The organism is Streptomyces sp. NPDC002125 (assembly GCF_053593715.1).
This window is the reverse complement of the sequence record NZ_JBSFDD010000019.1, coordinates 51,256-67,716: the sequence shown is the minus strand read 5'-3', so window position 1 is coordinate 67,716 and position 16,461 is coordinate 51,256. Positions and strand designations below refer to the sequence as shown.

Here is a 16,461-nt window from a genome sequence, read left to right as displayed (position 1 = left end):
GCGAGGCAATCGCACGACACGGCGGGCAAGTTGAAGTGAAGGAGCTGGGGCACGTACGACAACGACAACGGGGCCTCCGGAACCGCTCGTATGGGATCGCACCCCCGAGCTACCAGGAGGCCCTGCCTTCATGCACGCACGGCCGGAAGATCACCCGACCAGGAACTCTGTTCGACCGGGCGGTGCGGCGGCTCCACGAGGAGGACCAGCCGGCCCTGGTCGTGGGCATACGCGCCGGGGCCGACGGACGCCACGGGGTGTGCGCCGACGCCCTTACGCCCTCGGCGCCGCCACTGGTCGCGTACTGCTCGGTCCCGCTCGGCCCCGCGCGGGCGCGCTGCCCGCTACTGCGCCCAGTCGAAGACGCCCGACTCTAGGTCGATCTGGGCGTTGCCACCGCCGAAGTTGACCCCGCCGACGCCGTCCTCCAGCTCGAAGACGTACGGCGTCAGCCCCTCCGGCAACGTCTGACAGGGCATCACCGTTCCGCCGAGGTGCGAGATGCCCTCGACAGACGACCAGAACGCGTCGAGATCCTTGTCGTCCGAGGACCAGGCCTCCACGTAGCCGCCCTCGCCGTTCTTTGCCGGGGCGATGCCGGTGTTCGGGTCGCCGGTGCGCTCCCCGATCCAGACCGTGATTTCGGGGGCGCTGTCGTCCCAGGCGTTCTGGCCGCGGCTGTACTCGTCGCCGAGGCCTTCCGGCCGAATGTCCGCCGGGGGAGCTATGCGGGGCGCGGCGAACTCCGCGGCGGTGAGCCAGATGAGCGCGTGCGCGCCGCCGATCAAGTCCTCCAGGTCCTGCTGCCGGGGGTGGCGGGCTGCGGCCGTCGCGGCCACCGCGGCAAGGAACGGATCGGCGGCCTGCTCCGGGGTGGGCACGGTGCCCGCCAGCAGCTCGTCCACGCCCTCGATGTCGTCGGCGACGTGGTCGTCGGCCTGGAAGAAGGAGACAGCTACCAGGTCCTGGCCCTTGCGCCGGTAGTCCTCCGGCAAATCGAGGGTGATGACATGGGTCATCGGCAGTCCCGTGACAGGGCTCCGGGGCCAGGAAGCCGTTCCGATGCCGGGCGCACGACCGCCGCACCACCCGGCGACGCGGGCCCCGGGCAGATCGATCTCGACGGGCTTGCCGGGCCGGACCGACAGCGCGTCCACGGACTCTCCGAACCCCAGGTCGTATGCCTTCACCGTGTTCCTCGTTCATTCTGTTCGACTGCGACGGTGCTCAACCTACGCGAGGCCTCCGACAGTCCCCGTCCCCGTCGTTCCCGCTCGGTCCGCCCGGGCACCCGAACTAGCCTGCTCGTACACCAGCCGCCCACTCCGCGTCCGTCATGTCCGACAGATAGCGGCGCACCCGGTCCGGATGAGCGGCCGCGTTGCCGCACACGTGCGCTTGGAAGATCACCCGACCAGGAACTCTGTTCGACTTGCACGTTCCAAGATCGATTGAGATACGGCTTCTTACGTGCCCAGCCCAGGTCAGGTGCTCCAGCGGGCCACGATGGCGTGATCGACGCGGAAGGGCGCGTCGCACTCCGCGCAGTACGCACTGCCGAAGACGTACGTCAGATCGCGCGCGACCTCGTGCTGACCGTCGACGAGAGCACGAGCGTGGAGGCGCCCGGCAAGCCCTTCCAAGGAGGAGACCGCCGCGGGCTGCAACTCCCTGTGGTGCCCGGCGGCCTCGTTCATGTAGAAGCCGTCGGTCGTCGAGAAGTAGCCGTACTCGCCGAACACCACGAAGTTCTCGGCCTCACACACAGGGCAGGGGACCTCGAACTCCCCACCACTGAGACCGTGCAGTTCCTCCCCCCATACCTCGACTCCCTCGAAAGCCAGCAGGGCTTCCAGCAGTTCCACATAGCGGTCCGGACTGTCGGTCAGCGACGGATGGCGCAGGGCCTCCTCCACCAGCGCGATCAGCTCAGCGATCTCGGCAGCGTAGGAATCCTCTGGAGCAGGCGTCCCGTAGGTCCGATCGGTGCTGGCGACGATGGAAGCGGCCAGGAGCAGGGGCATGGTTCGGTCCGTAGCCGTCAGCTGGCGGGCCTTCTCGGTGAGCGCCGGCAGGGCGGCGTAGCTAGCGGGGTAGACCGTTCCTTGGTGGCAGAGGCGTGACCAGAGCTCGGTCCAGGCGGGTCCCTGCGGGTCGGAGCCGGCTTCCGCGAGGAGGGCGGGTACGTCATCGGCAGTGCCGTAGGCATGGGTGAGCTGCGACCAGTCCGTCATGGGGCTGATCCAAGCAGGTGCCTCCAGCGGCTGAGTCTGCTCTTGCGCCATGGAACGACCCATCGGCACTTCACCGTCGTAGGGTCTATAAGATCAATCTCAGGATGGACAAAGGTACGTCCCCCACGGGACGTGCACGGCAGAGCTGTTCGTCGGACGACACGGAGCAGGAGGGAGAAGCAGCGCGGATGGCCTGGGTCAGTCGGATCGTGGACATGGAGCAGGTCGAGTACCGCCTCTCCGGGAACGCCGGCTGCTACGTGCGCTGTGACGGCCAGGAGGCCGATGACGCTGCCGGGCCCGGCACCGACGCTCAGCCTGGCCACCGGATGACCGCCGGCCAGGACAGCGGACTGGTCTGGCTCGGCGACGGTCTGACCGAAGTCGGGCTGGTGGCCGGCGCGTCTCTGGACGAGGCCGGCAAACGCGCGGCTCGGGCGCTCGCCAACGGCGTACACCCTCGGACCGGCGAGCGGCTCGTCGGTGCCGAACTGCGTGCCCACCCCGCTGCCCAGCTCGTCGGTGCTCGGCTGGTCGAGGCGATCGAACATGCCGCGAGGGCCGTGGGAGTCGAGCCGGCGGACCTCCTGGCCGGTACCCCGAAGCAGCAGAAGAAGTACGCCACTCTGGCCCGCATGGTGAACGCGCGGGGCGAGCAGCACCGGTTGCAGGTCGACTCCCTCCACCGGATCGCCCGGGCCGCCGGCATCGACCTGGCCGACGTCTACGACGCGGAGGGACTCGTACGGGCCCGAGCGCACGAGAAGGATCGCGTCAACGTCCGGGTCCGGGCCTACGACCTCGTCGCCGACCTCCCCAAGAGCGCCTCCACGCTGTGGGCCCTCCTCGGTCCTCGCCGGGAGGCCGAGTTCCGCTCCCTGGTCCATGAGGCCAAACGCGAGGCCTTCGCCGAGCTCGAACGATGGCTCGGTTACAGCGTCACGAGCGAGGTGGGGGAGCGGCGCCGGATCGCCACCGGCGGACTGCTCGGCTGGAGCGTGGAGCACCGGTCCGCCCGGCCGGTCGACGACACTCCTGGCGACCCGCACCTGCACGTCCATCTGGTCGTCGCCAACATCGCCCGATGCGAGGACGGTGTCTGGCGTGCCATCGCCAACGGTGGCATGGATCTGCACCGGCACGCGCGGGCCTTCGACGCCCTCTTCAAGGCCCGCGTCCGGGCTCTGGCGAGCGAGCGGTTCGGTGTGCGGTACGAACGCGACGGCCGTACCCGGGCCTGGGAGGTCCGGGGCATCCCGGCCGAACTGCGCACGCACTACTCCCGCCGCGCGGCCCAGGTCGACGCGCTGGCCGGAGCCGACGCCGGCCGCGACGAGAAGCTCCGGGTCTCGGCCGAGACCCGGCACGCCAAGCACGACGAGGGCGACATCGACCTGCGCGCCCACTGGCGTCAGCGGGCGGCGGCTCTCGGTATCGACGTCGACGCGATGATCGCGGCCGCCGCGCCTGGCCCCGGGCCGTCCGGCGGGCTCACGGCCGGCGGATCGACCGGCCCGCAGATCCCACCGCCCGACGCGATCGCCCGCGACGTCTTCGACCCCGAGCACGGGCTGACAAGCCACGCCAAGGACTTCCGTCGCGCCGAACTCCTCGCCGCCGTGGCCAACGCCTGCCCGTACGGCCTCGAAACGACCGCGCTCGACGACCTGGCCGAGCAGGTTCTCGCCGTACCCGGCTACGCCCGGCCTCTTCCGCACCGCGGCTCGACCACCATGAGCAACACCGACCGATACACCACGCAGGACATCCTCGACGCCGAGCAGGTCATCGTGGATCAGGCCCGCTCCCGGTACGCGAGCGGCTCGGCCCAGCTGACCGAGGACCAGGCCGCGGCCGCGCTGGGGGTTTTCGAGGTCGCCTCCGGGTTCGCGCTCGATGGCGTGCAGCGTGCCACCGTCCAGAGGCTCCTGACCGCCGGCCACGGTGTCGATGCCGTCATCGGCCCGGCCGGAGCGGGGAAGACCGCGCTGCTGGAGGCCTGCCGCATCGGTTGGGACGCCGTCGGCATGACCCACGCGGGAGTTTCACCGTCTCCTGTGCTCGCTCAGGATCTGTTCGAGGGCTCCGGCATCCCCGTTCGCACCGTGGCCTCCTGGATGCGGCACATCGACGGCGGGGAGGGCCTGCGCGGGATCGACGTACTCGTGCTCGATGACGCGGTTCTGACCGACGGCCGTTCGCTGGCGCGCCTGCTGACCGCGGCAGCAGCCACGGGCACGAAGGTGATCGGAGTCGGTGACCTCCAGCAACTGCGGGCGGCAGGGCCGGGCGGCGGTCTCAGGGAGATCCACCGTCTTGTCCGCGGCGCCGTCCTGCACACCAACCGCCGTCAGAGGGACGCCGTCGAGCGCCTGGCCCTGGGAGCCTGGCGGGACGGCGCCCGGGACAAGGCTCTGCGCACGCTCGCCGACGGCGGCCGTGTGCACGCCACCGAGACTGCCGAACAGGCGCTTACGGAGATCCTGGCCGCCTGGAATCAGCAGCGTCGCCGATGGCCCGAGCCGCAGGACATGGCCGCGCACCTCGTCCTGCTGGCCGCACGGAATGCCGACGTGGACACCCTCAACGCCGGAGCACAGGCCCTCAGGAGCGCCGCCGGTGAGCTCGGCGCCACCCACACCTACGCCCGGCCGCGCGGTGAGCAGATCACCCTCGCCGTCGGTGACATCGTTCGGGTACGGCAGGGAGGCCCCCGAAGGCGGCGCGGCTCCGGCCCGGATGCCCTGAGCGGCTACCGCGCCGTAGTCACCGCCCTCGACGGCGAGCACAACGTGCAGGTCACCTGGCGGCGCGGGGACGGTGCCCCTGGCCAGACATGGCTGAGCCCCGGGCAGATCGCGCACGGAGCCCTGACGCCGGGCTACGCGATGACCGTCGCCGCTTCCCGGGGGCTCATCGCCGAGACGTCCCTGCTGTACGGTCTCGGCGCCGACGCGTACGCGCTGTACCCCGGCATCACCCGCGCCCGCGGCGAGAATCATCTGTGGCTGGCCACAGCGGTGTTGGAGAACGAGGAGACCCGGGCCAGGCCGGGCGAAGCAGGCAGCGAGCCCGAGCGCCTCGACCGCGCACTGCGCGCCTGCGCGGCCCTGCTGAAGCAGGACCGGCCGGAGACCATGGTCAGCGACCAGCTGCGCGCGATTCCGGAGCCGGTTCCCGTGGCCGACCGCGACCTGAAGTTCCCCAGCTGGGACGACCGGGAGAGCCGTCCGTACGGTGCCCTGACCGATCCAGATCTCGCGGCGAAGGCGGCTGTGCTGATCCGGCGGGCAGCGGCGGCCGACCGGAGGGCGGGGGAACACGACCGGGCGTTCACCGAACTGGCGACGCAGCCTCCCGGTCGGCAGATCGCCGACGACGCCAGAGGCCTGATCGATACGGCAGACCGGTTGATCCGCCAGTCACATCAGGACGCCCACGCGGCGGAGCGCGCCCGCGCCGCCGCTGCCGGCGCGCGCGACGTCTGCGCCAGCCTCCAGCGGGCCACCGGACGCAGCCGTATCGCCTTGCGCCTCGCGGGCACCTCACGGGCGGAGCAGCAGCAGCTGATCGCCCAGTACACGCAGCAGGCCGAGGCGGCGGACCGCGAGCACGGGCTGTCCTCCCGGTCCGCGACCGAAGCCCGGCGCGAGGCAGAGCGGACCTTGGCGTCCTCCCCGTACACGAGGGCGCTGCGCGGCGAGGCAAGGGGAGGCACGAGCTCAGCGGTCGTACGGCTCGAGGAGCTGGAGGTGATGAGGCACCAGCTTCCCGGCCTGGCCCGGCGGGTCGACAACGACCGCGCCGAGGCGGTCCGGGCCGCACGTGCTGCCGCCGTTGATCTGCGGGCCCGTGCCGAAATCCTCCGTACGGACGCGGAGGGCATGCGGGCGGAGCACGAACTACGGTGCCGAATCGCCGAGCAGGCGCCACTTCAACACCGCGCGGAGGCTCAGCTGCGGGACCGGTTCACGGTCCGCCAGGCGCAGCTGGCTGCCCAGCGGGTCCGGATGCTGCCCTCTGGCAGTGACAGGATCTCCTCTGTCTCCGGTGGCCCGAGCATCAGCATGTGAAGCCTGGTGTCACCGATGTGCTGTCGCCATTCGGCCGCCGGGCCGCCCGGCGGACAGCGGTCACCCGATGGTCGCCAGGTGAGACTTCGCCAGCGCTGTCCCTGACCCGTACCTCGGCCAGGCCGCCCCACCGGTGCGGCTGCGGTGGCCTCTGCGACCTCTTGCATGTTCTATGACAGATCCCATAAGTTACCGGCAGGTAGGCCAACCGACCGTGGAGGCCACGTGGTCGCCGGGAGGTGCTGGGCAGGTGGGTCCACGCAAGAGTGAAAGCCGTGACCGGATGATCCTCAGCGCCGCCGCGCTGCTGCGTGAGTACGGGGCGAGCGCGACCAGTATCGACCGGGTCCTTGCCCACAGCGGAGCCCCTCGGGGCTCGGTGTATCACCACTTTCCAGGCGGACGGGCGCAGCTCATCGACGAGGCGGTGGCGTTGGCGGGGGACTTCATCGCGGGCCTGATCGACGCCGCCATGCAGGCGGACGATCCGGTGAAGGCCGTCGACGCGTTCTTCGTGCTGTGGCGCGACCGGCTCGTCGAGAGCGGCTTCCGGGCCGGCTGCCCGATCGTGGCGGTCGCCGTCGAGACCAACGACGACGCACCCCAGCTCGCCCGCTCCGCCGCCGCCGTCTTCGCTCGCTGGCAGGAAGCCCTCGCAGGACTCCTCGTCCGGCACGGCCTGCCCGAGGAGCGAAGCCGACGGCTCGGCGCCTTCATCATCGCCGCGGTCGAAGGCGCGGTGATCATGTGCCGGGCCGAGCAGAGCACCGCCCCGATCGAGGCAGCCGCCGCCGAGATCCACGACCTGCTCGTCTACGCCCTGCGTGACCGCCCGGGTGCCGGATCTGGGCCCCGACCCAAGGCGTAGCTCGCAGACCTTGATCCACGTCAGATCAGTAACGAAGGAGTCGCCATGCCCTCGCTCGACCGCCACGACAACGTCTTCATCCTCGACCTCGGAGACGGAGAGAACCGCTTCCACCCCGACTGGATCACCGCCGTCGGGACCGCGCTCGACGAGGTGGAGAAGGCGGAAGGGCCCCGCGCCCTGGTCACCGCCGCCACGGGCAAGTTCTACTCCAACGGGCTCGACCTGGAGTGGCTGTTCGCCCACGCCGACCAGCACCAGGACTACGTCGTCTCCGTCCACGAGCTGTTCGCGCGGATGCTGTCGCTGCCGGTCGTCACGGTGGCCGCTCTCCAGGGGCACACCTTCGCCGCCGGCGCGATGTTCTCACTCGCCCACGATTTCCGTGTGATGCGCGCCGACCGCGGCTACTGGTGCCTGCCCGAAGCGGACATCAACATCCCCTTCACCCCTGGCATGGCCGCCCTCATCCAGTCCCGCCTGGCGCCGCAGACCGCGCACACGGCCATGCTCACCGCCCGCCGCTACGGCGGCACCGACGCCGCAGCCGCCGGCATCGTCGACCAGGCAGTCAGCGAGGACGCCGTACGTTCCACCGCGATCGAGATAGCCCAGGCGCAGGTGAACAAGGCCGGCGACACCCTGGGCACCATCAAGGCCCGCATGTACGCCCCTGCCCTGGCCATCCTGCGCGACACCACCAACCCGCTCGGCTGACCAGCACCTCCCCGCGCCCCCGGACGCATTCCTCCGGGGGCGCGGGCCGCCCCGGCTGCCTGCCGCACAAGGGAGACAGGGCCGATGACCGCCTTCGCCGCTGGCCCTCCTCTACAAGTCCACCTTCGCCATGGCCCCGCCCCTGCTGTACGAGACCCTCGGCCCCACGCTTCCCGACGAGGCCCGCTCTGCCACGGTGCTGTGGGCGCTCGCGCAGCGGATCGCCAAGGCGTACCCGGCAGCGATGCGCCGGGCCGGACACCGGAGCGCCGACGCCCTGTTGGAGGCGATGCTGGAGGGCCGGTCCGGGATCACGTTCACCGAGGACGAGTACGCCGACGCCTGAAGCTACGTTCCCCGTCCCGGCCACCGCATCGCGCTGCCCATCCCCGAACTCCTCGGGCTGCTCGGGCTCCTCGCCGACCTGGACTCCACCCCGGCCGTCCACACCACCGAGGACTTCCCCTTCGTCCTGGCCGCCGGCCGGCGCCGGGCCTTCACCGCGAACACGATCTTCCGCCTTCCCGCCTGATGAACACACCGCCTCTTACGGCGGCGGCACCACCCGCACCCCGCAAGGAGAACGCCCCGTGACCACCACCGACTTCGCTGCCATGACCGGCCTGGAACTGATGCGCTGGGTCCAGACCGAACGTCCCGCCGACATCCCCTCCATCGGCCGTCTGCTCGGCATGCGCTTCGACGAGGTCGACCACGGCCGCATCGTCATCTCACTCGACACCCGCCCCGACTTCGCCAACCCCCTCGGCACCGTCCACGGCGGCATCGCCGCCACCCTCCTCGACTCCGCCATGGGCTGCGCCGTCCACACCACGCTCCCCGCCGGAACCGGTTACACCACCCTCGAACTCAAGGTCAACTACGTCCGCGCCGCCCGCACCGACGGCCAGACCCTCACCGCCACCGGCACCGTCATCCACGTCGGCCGCCGCACAGCCACCGCCGACGGCAAAGTGCACGACGAGCAGGGCAAACTGATCGCCCACGCCACCACCACCTGCATGATCCTTTAGGTCGCGCGCCGAGGCCGGCTTCACCTGCCAGGAGGGTCGCGTTCCGGGTGGCCCATCGGCAGCCGAGGCTGTGGGGGCGGCGCATGGACGGTTCACAGTCCCTTTCCCAGGGACGCTGACGTTGATGGTGCTCGTACAGAGGACGGCCGGAGCGGTGCAGAGATGATCCGGCACCGCCCGACCGCGCGGAAACCCGTTGGCTGTCGGTGTTCCCGGCTGGAACGATCCTGGGATGACCGACCACCGTGACGCCGTCCTCCGCCTCTGGGGTCGCCAGCTCTACGAGCGGCAGGGCGAGCCACTCGCCTGGGCGGAGGCACTCCTGGAGGCCACCGGTCGCCCGTCGGCCGCCGTCACCGCGGCGATGTCCGGCCGACTCGATGCTCTCGCTGATTTCCCGTCGGACCGCGCACTGCTTCTGTTCCGTACGGTCGCCAAGCTGGCCGCGAACCTGCGGGGCGACGGCCGCTACGACGCGGACGTCGGCACCCGGATCGGCCCACTGGCCCTGCGGTTGGGCGAGCTCGAACCCTCGCTCGTCGGCGCGCTCGGGGACGCACTCGGCCACCCACCGGACGGGCCGACATCCCTCGTCATCGTCCACGCCGCCGAGTTGAGCGGGCACCGCACGATCCGGCTGCGGGCGATCGATGCCCTGCTGGAGTGGGCCGAGCTCGGCCATCCGCAGGCCAAGGCGGCCTTGGCCGAGGTCGCCTCCGACCACCGGACGCGGGATGTCACCGTCTGGACCAAGGCACTCAACCGCATCGCCCTGTTCGGCGACGCGCACATCGAACCGGGCCTACTGCGCGCGCTCGCCGACACCGGGCACCGCGGGGTGCGGTGGTCGGCGCTCGCCTGTGCCGAGCTCGGCTTCCACCGGGCTGTTCCGTTGATCACCGCCCTGCTGGAGCATCCGGATCCGATGGTCCGCGAGGGTGCCTGCGAGGCGCTCGGCCTCCTTGAGGAACCCGGCGCCGTACCTGCCCTGACAGCCCGGCTGAACGACGAGACCAACTGGGTACGCAGCAAGGCCGCCCTGGCGCTCGGCCAGATCGGCGGCGACCGGGCGCTCGCTGCGCTCTGGCAGGCCATGCTGGAACGCCGGAACCCGAAGGCCGGTCATCTCGCCTCAGCGATCGCTGCCTTCGGCCCGCCGGTCGTGGAAGACCTGATCGCCCTCACCACCGATCCCGACCCGGACCTCCGAGCACTGGCCTGCCGCGCTCTCGGTTCCACCGCCGACGACCGGGCGCTGCCGGCACTGGAACGCCTCGCCGCCCACGACCTCGCCCGAACCACCCTCGGCGGCCTGGTGGCGACCGCCGCCAAGCAGGGACTGCGGACCGCGCACCGTATGCGTGCGCGCACCGCATCGACCTGAGTTCGACTGACGTCACTCTCCGGACTGAAGGCGCTGCCTCTGAGAGTGGCCGATGCGTGACATCCCTGCCTGGGCGGCAGGGATGTTTTCGTCAGGGCAGTGCCTACAAGCGCCTTCGTCGTAGCAGCACCTGCGGCTGCGGTGGTCGGAGTCGGGGCTGAACCGGTCTGGCCGTCGCCTCCCGGGGCTGCGTCCAGCCCTGGGCAGCGGTGGCTGCCAGGCCGCGGTGGGCCGTGGCATCCAGCAGTGCTCGCGGTACGGACACGCCCGCCTGGCCGGCGATGTCGAGAAGGGAGACCGCCGATGCCTGCTCAGCAGGCAGGACCGCCTTGTACGGGGCGGCCAGTGCCTCCAGCTGCTGAGGGGCGATCGGACGGAAGCGGTGGTCCTTCAGCCCGGGTGCCTGGTGCTCGAAGACATCGGTGACGAGGCCGCCTCGTGCCCGGCTCACGGCCTGTGGCGCGGCGAGAGCGAGTTGCCAGCCCGTGGCGGGCAGTCGGTAAAGGGCGGCGGCCAGAGCTCCCGGGCCCCGTGCGTCCGCGAGGATGGCCGCCCCCTTCCGGGGGTCGGGCCGGGTGGTGAGCTCGGGCCGCCACTCGGCGCCGTACAGCAGCTGCCCCACGCGGACCGCTGCGGTACGGGCGATCACCGTGGAGGGGTGGGGGAGGACCTGGGGCAGGCGGACCACCTCGCCGCGGCGGACGACCTCGTAGCCGGGAGCAGGCAGTTTGGGGTGGGAGCGGGGGTCGGCGGTGTCCACGATCCGGTGCCATGCCGTGGCCGACTTCTGCCAGGCCTGCGCGGACTCGCGCAGCGCTTCCGCGCTCTGCCGCAGACCGGCGGCAGCCTGCTCCGGCAGTTCCTCGGCGGCTCTGAGCAGGACGCGGCCGGCCAGGAGGCGCTGCATGGCCGTCCAGCGGGCCAGCTGCTGGAGGTCCGATCCGCTCATGCGGTGGGCGGAGCGGTGGTGCAGCGTCTCGAAAGCCGCCCGGGACAGCCGGTCGCAGTCCTCGGCAAGGTGCGCCGGTACGTCCTGGGGGCGGTCCGCGGAGTCCGCCTGGACCGGGTCGACGGGAAGCATCAGAGGGAGCGCGCCGACCGCGGCGTCCGCGTCGCGCGTACCGTCCCTGCCGAAGACCGAGGCCTCGGAGAGGAAACGGCGAACGTCGGCGAACGCCGCGGCCGCGGACGAATCCAGGGTGTCCCGGGCCAGGGAGGACGCCACCTGGGCCGCGCCCCAGGCGAGTTCGGCGCAGCGGCGGGTGAGGTAGTGATGGGCAGGGCCTGTGCTCAGTGCGTACGCGTACGCACTGAGCGGGACCCGGTCGGGGCCGTGGTGGCTCTGGATGACGTCGCGCACCGCCTCGACCGCGGCGGACGCGTCGAGGAGGTGGCTCCCTGCCGGAATGGCGCCGGGTGAGGGCAGCAGACGTTGCGCGGACTGCAGGGCATCACTGGCCCGGCCCACGTGGAAGGCGAGATCGTCCGTCACGGCCGACCGCGGGGTGTCCACCTCGTCCAGCGCCAAGGGCTCGACGAGGGCGGCGAGGAACAGGTCGAGGTGACCGGCGGTGGCCGCACGGTCCGGTGCGGGGGCCGCAGCCGCCGTCCGCAGCCGGTCCCCGGCGGTGTCGAAGAGCTCGTCCAGCGTCGCCACTACTGCCCCCGTACGGCGGCCAGCGCCCGCGCGGCCGTGGCCGCGTGCTCGGCGGCCTCGCCCAGCTGGGCGTCGGTTCCGGCGAGGGCGGCGAGCGCATGGTGGGTTCTGTCCAGGAGGCCGACGTAGGGGGCGAGGCCGTCGGGGCCGGCCTGGATCTCGCTTGCCTCCAGAGGGATCGGGCGCCCGGTTTCGGGCAGGTGCAGCAGGGAGCGGGCAGCCGAGCACGACTGCGCCGCCGTGAGTGCGAGGAGTTCATCGCCAGTGCCGTCCCAGGTGACGGCGTCGGCCACGCGCGCTCCGAGATCGAGCGCGTCCCAGGCGGCCGCCACGACCGTGGAGGGACTCGACGATGCCAGGGCTTCGTCGACCGTGTTCATCGAGGTGTTCAAGAGGATCCTTCTCCCTTGTGCATCGTCACTGGTGGGAAGCGTGACATCGCACCGGGGGCAGCGTGAACGCCCTGTGGATGACACGGCCTTTGTGGAAAAGTGAGCTACTCGATCAGGTGGGGCTCCTGAATGCCCCTGACTGCTTCTGGCCGCTTCTGGATGCTCGTGGCCTTCTGCGGAGCACCTGCCAGGGTCTGAAGCCGCTTCCGGGTCCGACGAGCCACCGCCGCCTCGGGCCCGTGGATATCGCTGACAACGCCCAGAACCTCCGCGCCGAGTGCGGGCGCGTCCGCGTCCGGCACTGTGCGCCAGAGGCTGTAGACCCGGCGGGTGGCCTCTTCGGTGTCGGGGTGGCCGGGGCCCTGGACCGTCGCCCGCAGCCTGGCGGTGTGCAGGTACCACCCGAGCGAGGTCGCGTGGTCGCCCGCCAGGTACGCCAGGTGCGCGCGGATCTCCCGGATGTGAACCGTGTGGAGGTGCTCCGGGCCGTACTCGGCGGTGACGTCGGTGTCGAGGCGGTAGGCCATCCAGGCAGCGTCGGGCAGCCGGCCGCCGGCAGCCGTCGCAGCGATCTCCGTCAGCCGTCCGCGCAGCACCTGGGGGACGTGGACCTGGGGCTGATCCTGCGCGGCGGCCGGCTGACGGATGTCCCAGAAGGCAGGCGTAACGGTGCCCCACGGGTGGAACTGCTCTTCGTCGTGCTCGACCTGCATCGGCCTTCCTTCGGTCTCGTGGGTCACCTGTAGGTTCCGATCTCGGTTGTCGGCCGGTGGTGACGTGACCTGGTGTTTTCGGATGCTGTCCAGGCGTCTTTCCCGGGCTTTGTCCGGACGAGCTGTCGGTTTCGTCAGGCCGTCGTGCGGAGCAGGCGTCAGGGGCGTGCCGATGCCCGGCGGATGAGCGCAGCGGGATCGGGAGCGAGGAGGAACGGCAGCAGATCTTTCAGGGCGGCGGCGAAAGTTCGGACGCGGAGCTCCGTCAGTCGGGCGTTGCCGGCGTAACCGGGTAGATGGTTGACGGCTCCGAGGCCGCACTCGGCCGAGAGCTGAGAGACGCTGGCGTGGAGCCCTGAACCGGCACCCCCCAGGGCGCATACGGTCGCGACCACTTCGGCTTCGTTCTTCCAGTGGTAGTGGTAAATGGTGATGCGCAGGCCATGACCGGCGTAGTCGAAACCGCCGTCGATGTCGTGGGGGCCGGTGAATCCCGCTTCGGTCAGGAACCCGACGCCTTCCCGCCCCAGTCGGCGAACCACTTCTTCTGCTGTCTCCCGTTTTCCCATCCAGCCACCATCCGGAGGAAGGGCCGCCACCGCCAGACTCACGAGAACCCTGGGCGCACGTCGCGTACCGGGAGCAGGCCGACGACTTCGCCCACGGCACACGGTGGAGCCCGGCCTCGACCGGCCGCCCGTCGCGCCGTCGGCGTACGGCGTTTAATGGCAAGGCACTTGGAAACCGCTCTCTGTTCGGAACCTGAATTACCGTCACCACCGCACCACCCTGCGGACCTCGGTGACCCGGGTGATGGCGCTCGTCGAGTTGCGCCAGCTGCTGTACGGGACGACGCGGGTCCTGACCCCGGTGCGTGGCGCCTCGATGACCATGTCGTCGCCGATGTACATGCCGACGTGCCCTGGGCGGGCGTCGGAGCCGTCGCTGCCGGGGTTGAAGACGAGGTCTCCCGGCTTGGGCTTGTCCACGCTGACGTGCGCACCGACGTCCACCTGGTCGTAGGTCACGCGCGGAATGCTGATCCCCGCAGCTCTGTACGCCTGCTGCATCAGGGACGAACAGTCGCACCAGTGAGCCGGGTCCGTGCCGTGCGCTTCGGTGCAGTCGCCGCCGAGCCGGTACCAGCCGCCCCTCTGTTCGAGGGCCCACGCGACGGCGGTGCGGACCTCGCGCGGTGTGCCCTCGGGCAGGGTGTAGCCGGCGGGCAGAGACACGTCCCCACTTGCCGCCGGGGCGGTGAACTGCCTGGCCAGCGCCAGGATGTTCCTGACGTAGTGGTAGGTCTGGCCCCGGGCGAAGGTCACCGGGGGGACGCCGCGGTACTCGTCGACCCTGCCCCAGCCGGCGTTGTAGCCGGCCAGCGCGAGCTCGGTCGGTGAGCCGTCGTACTGCGGATGGGCCTGGCCCTCCCGCATCAGGCTGCACATGAACTTCCCCTGCCCCGCGATGGCGTCCGCCGGCTCCCACACGCTCTTCGTCCCGTTCCCGTTGCCGTCGGTCGCCCAGGTCGGCCAGGTGCCCGGCATGAACTGGGCGATGCCTTGGGCGCCGGCGTCGCGGGACTGAGCCCGAGGATTGAAGTTCGATTCCTGCTTCAGCTGAGCTCCCAGCACTGCCGGCTGAAGGCCCGCGTCGCAGTCGGCCGCGGCCTTGAGGACCATCGGCGCGTACGCGGACGGCACTCCACCCCGGCCGATGCGCAGACTGCCGGCCGTCGGACCCATGCCTCCGTCGATTCCTCCGTCGTCCTCGTCGAAGGCCGCGACGAGGAGTACGAGGCCCATGCCGATGGCGACCGGGGTCATCACGACCCCGCCCACGGCGACGGCCAACCAGCCTCTGACGCGCACAGTCCCCCTAGGCCTGCACCAAGCTTTGCGCAAACGAATCAGCATGTGCAGTCTGCTTCATGACTCGAAGTTGGATGCAGGCAGGTGATCTGGTGTGACACTATGCCATCACTGCTTGGTGCAGGGCATGTTGAGGTTCTGTGCAAACCGTCCGGGTGGCCGGATATGGCGACTTCAATCTGTCCGAGTGCGACAAAGTGACGAATCGTATTAGCGTATGCGAAGCATTGTCGCGTACGGGGGAAGCGTGGACAGAAGGGCTTTGTCTCCGATGGGTTTCTCATCGGGGATCCGCCTCGTGACGCCGGTGATGGCGGCGACGGGCGGCAGCGGCCGTTCGACCGTGGCGGATCTGCTGGCCGAGCGCATGGCCGCTGCCGGAGCGGGCACCGTCGTCCTGGACACGGCCCCGCGGCTCTCGTCCCCCTGGCCGTCGTGGACGGTCGGGCAGCAGGCAGGCGGACTGGCCGCGCTGCCGCCGGACAGACCGCTCACCCGCTCCCAGGTCCGGCGTGCCGCGGCCGTACGGCACGGCACCCGCAGCGCCCCTGGCTGGCAGGTGCTCACCGACGGCCGCGACTGGCACAGCCCTCCGCTCGTACTGCCGCACGCCCCGGCCGCGTGGCTGCAGCTGGCCGCCATCGGCGGTTGGCAGTGCGTCGTCGCCGACACCCCGCACCCTGTGTCCCACGACATCCTCGAGTCCCGGTGCGCCGGGCGGATCGGGCAGACCCGGTCCTGGTGCGAGCTGCCGTACGCGGTGCCCGTGCTCTGTGCCTCCGCCACCGCCGGCGGAGTGCAGGCACTCCAGCAGGCCGTCATGGCACTGCACGCGGACGGGATGCCGCTCCAGCGCACCGTGGTGGTCCTGACCGCGCAGACGGACGGCCGCCTCCCCGCCGTCGTACGGGCCGGCGCCACGATGCTGTCGGCCCGCGCCGCAGCCGTCGTCCACCTTCCGTACGACCCGCACATCCGCGCCCATGGGCTGCGCACGGTCTCCCGCCTGCGCTCCCGCACGCGGCAAGCCGCGGGCCTGCTCTGCCAGGAGGTCCTCGCGGCGGCCCGAGCCTCATGGGGCACGCCGCTTCCCGACGCCCCACGGCCGGCGCCCCTGGCCGTGGTCTCTCCTTCGTAGCCGATCCGTAGACGAGCTCTGACGAGGTGTTCGACATGACGTTCATGGACGCGGTCCACGCTCTGGCCCATGCCCCGGGTCTGGACGTACTCGCCGCAGATCCGGCCCCGGTCGTACCGAAGCCCTCACCCGCCCTCCCCGCGGCGGTGAACACGCAGGTGCAGACCATCTTGAACTGGACCGCGGGATTCGGGCTCGCCGCCGCGGTGATCGGAGGCCTGACCGGGTGGCTGCTGGTCGCGGTCGGGCACAACACGGAAAGGGCCCAGCTGGCCGCCAGGGGCAAGCAGTCCGTGCTGTGGAGCCTGTGCGGGGCCGGCGGCATCGGCCTGACCAGCTCCATGGTGCTCGCGGTCTACAACCTGTCGGTCTGAGGCCAC

The 16,461-nt window shown here is 71.0% G+C and carries 15 protein-coding genes; 8 read left to right on the top strand and 7 right to left on the bottom strand.

From position 1 onward, the window contains the following. Positions 1-344: 344 nt before the first annotated feature. Both ACWCQM_RS27770 and ACWCQM_RS27765 read right to left on the bottom strand, forming a co-directional pair. Positions 345-1,190 carry a hypothetical protein gene (locus tag ACWCQM_RS27770; protein WP_450917847.1) on the bottom strand — a complete coding sequence of 282 codons (846 nt, stop codon included), beginning with the start codon at positions 1,188-1,190 and terminating at the stop codon, positions 345-347. Between the two features lie 294 nt (positions 1,191-1,484). Then, positions 1,485-2,285 (bottom strand): hypothetical protein, encoded by an 801-nt coding sequence (locus tag ACWCQM_RS27765; RefSeq protein WP_450917846.1) that lies wholly within the window; start codon positions 2,283-2,285, stop codon positions 1,485-1,487. 137 nt (positions 2,286-2,422) lie between these two features. Between ACWCQM_RS27765 and mobF the strand changes: the two genes are divergently transcribed. The 6 genes from mobF to ACWCQM_RS27735 all read left to right on the top strand — a co-directional run bounded on the left by mobF (position 2,423) and on the right by ACWCQM_RS27735 (position 10,310). Continuing rightward, positions 2,423-6,307, top strand: coding sequence for a MobF family relaxase (gene mobF / locus ACWCQM_RS27760; RefSeq protein WP_450917845.1), 3,885 nt, complete (start codon positions 2,423-2,425; stop codon positions 6,305-6,307). A 250-nt stretch (positions 6,308-6,557) separates the two neighbouring features. Beyond that, positions 6,558-7,175 carry a TetR/AcrR family transcriptional regulator gene (locus ACWCQM_RS27755; protein WP_450917844.1) on the top strand — a complete coding sequence of 206 codons (618 nt, stop codon included), beginning with the start codon at positions 6,558-6,560 and terminating at the stop codon, positions 7,173-7,175. Between the two features lie 45 nt (positions 7,176-7,220). Continuing rightward, positions 7,221-7,892, top strand: coding sequence for an enoyl-CoA hydratase-related protein (locus tag ACWCQM_RS27750; protein WP_450917843.1), 672 nt, complete (start codon positions 7,221-7,223; stop codon positions 7,890-7,892). Between the two features lie 130 nt (positions 7,893-8,022). Further along, positions 8,023-8,238, top strand: a complete 216-nt coding sequence (locus ACWCQM_RS27745; RefSeq protein ID WP_450917842.1) for a hypothetical protein — start codon at positions 8,023-8,025, stop codon at positions 8,236-8,238. 244 nt (positions 8,239-8,482) lie between these two features. Beyond that, positions 8,483-8,926: a PaaI family thioesterase gene (locus ACWCQM_RS27740; protein ID WP_450917841.1), complete on the top strand. Its 444-nt coding sequence runs from the start codon at positions 8,483-8,485 to the stop codon at positions 8,924-8,926. Positions 8,927-9,158: 232 nt separating this feature from the next. Continuing rightward, positions 9,159-10,310: a HEAT repeat domain-containing protein gene (locus ACWCQM_RS27735; protein ID WP_450917840.1), complete on the top strand. Its 1,152-nt coding sequence runs from the start codon at positions 9,159-9,161 to the stop codon at positions 10,308-10,310. Positions 10,311-10,413: 103 nt separating this feature from the next. Here ACWCQM_RS27735 and ACWCQM_RS27730 read toward each other — a convergent pair whose 3' ends face one another. From ACWCQM_RS27730 to ACWCQM_RS27710, 5 genes are all read right to left on the bottom strand, one after another. After that, a complete protein-coding gene (locus tag ACWCQM_RS27730; RefSeq protein WP_450917839.1) occupies positions 10,414-11,967 on the bottom strand; it encodes a hypothetical protein in 1,554 nt (517 codons plus the stop codon). Further along, complete coding sequence (locus ACWCQM_RS27725) at positions 11,967-12,359, bottom strand: hypothetical protein (RefSeq protein ID WP_450917838.1); 393 nt, start codon at positions 12,357-12,359, stop codon at positions 11,967-11,969. The genes ACWCQM_RS27730 and ACWCQM_RS27725 overlap by 1 nt, the downstream gene beginning before the upstream one ends. A gap of 104 nt (positions 12,360-12,463) precedes the next feature. Then, positions 12,464-13,072 (bottom strand): hypothetical protein, encoded by a 609-nt coding sequence (locus tag ACWCQM_RS27720; RefSeq protein ID WP_450917837.1) that lies wholly within the window; start codon positions 13,070-13,072, stop codon positions 12,464-12,466. 158 nt (positions 13,073-13,230) lie between these two features. Then, complete coding sequence (locus ACWCQM_RS27715; protein ID WP_450917836.1) at positions 13,231-13,683, bottom strand: hypothetical protein; 453 nt, start codon at positions 13,681-13,683, stop codon at positions 13,231-13,233. Between the two features lie 162 nt (positions 13,684-13,845). Next, positions 13,846-14,943: a C40 family peptidase gene (locus ACWCQM_RS27710; protein ID WP_450917835.1), complete on the bottom strand. Its 1,098-nt coding sequence runs from the start codon at positions 14,941-14,943 to the stop codon at positions 13,846-13,848. A 271-nt stretch (positions 14,944-15,214) separates the two neighbouring features. Here ACWCQM_RS27710 and ACWCQM_RS27705 point away from each other — a divergent pair, with 271 nt between their 5' ends. After that, positions 15,215-16,081, top strand: a complete 867-nt coding sequence (locus ACWCQM_RS27705) for a hypothetical protein (RefSeq protein WP_450917834.1) — start codon at positions 15,215-15,217, stop codon at positions 16,079-16,081. 35 nt (positions 16,082-16,116) lie between these two features. Next, positions 16,117-16,455 carry a hypothetical protein gene (locus ACWCQM_RS27700; RefSeq protein WP_450917833.1) on the top strand — a complete coding sequence of 113 codons (339 nt, stop codon included), beginning with the start codon at positions 16,117-16,119 and terminating at the stop codon, positions 16,453-16,455. Positions 16,456-16,461 lie beyond the last annotated feature (6 nt).